The organism is Corynebacterium sp. HMSC062A03, assembly GCF_001811145.1.
In the GTDB taxonomy this organism is placed as follows: domain Bacteria; phylum Actinomycetota; class Actinomycetes; order Mycobacteriales; family Mycobacteriaceae; genus Corynebacterium; species Corynebacterium aurimucosum.
This window is the reverse complement of the sequence record NZ_KV803680.1, coordinates 189,171-189,873: the sequence shown is the minus strand read 5'-3', so window position 1 is coordinate 189,873 and position 703 is coordinate 189,171. Positions and strand designations below refer to the sequence as shown.

1 pseudogene is annotated in these 703 nt (G+C 53.6%); it reads right to left on the bottom strand.

The features are described 5' to 3' along the window. Positions 1-703, bottom strand: a pseudogene (locus HMPREF2781_RS07245) (HNH endonuclease); the annotation flags it as partial.

Genomic DNA, 703 nt, shown 5'->3' with positions numbered 1-703 from the left:
GCAGGCTCGCCGCATCCGCCGACCCGGCAGGTACGGTCGCGTCCTTCGACAAGTTTGCGCATGATGATTCCTGGTTGGTAGCCGTCGGCTTCTTTTATCTCTTCGGTTAAATCCCGCGTCTTGTCATGTGGCATGGGCTCAGCCCGCCAGCCGAAGCCTTCAATAAAGGTTGGTGCGTTATCAATATCGCGGGCTTGGTAGGTGTGGAGTACTACGGTGGCTGGTGGCTGTATTTCACCGGAAAGCAGTTTGATGACTGCCTCAGCGACAGTGATGTCTTCCTTGGTTGCGGTCTGGTGGATGAAGGCATCGAGTTTAATGCCGGTGTCTTCTTCAACCTGCAGTTCCAACCACGCTGAGGTGCCGTTAGAGGAAAACCGGTAGGTATCTTTAGGGCGGGTATCCCGATAGGCGATGGAATCATCCAGTGTTTTACATATATCGCGGACTTTGCGCCTGATTTGACTACGTGTAGGAAAAGCTTGGTTCGGCTTAGAAGGGGTGAAGAAGTCAGCCAGGAGGGTGTCGATGAACTCTAGGGTTTCATCAGTCAAGGCTGTCAGTGCTGCCATGGGTTGATCAATAGCGATCAAGGATTCAATGTCGAGCAGGCAGTGGGTGTCTTGTATGGCTTTGACTTTCGGCAGACTACCCAGCCGGTGGATAGCACGCAGGCCGGATTTGATGTGGCCTTCCGGCAGTG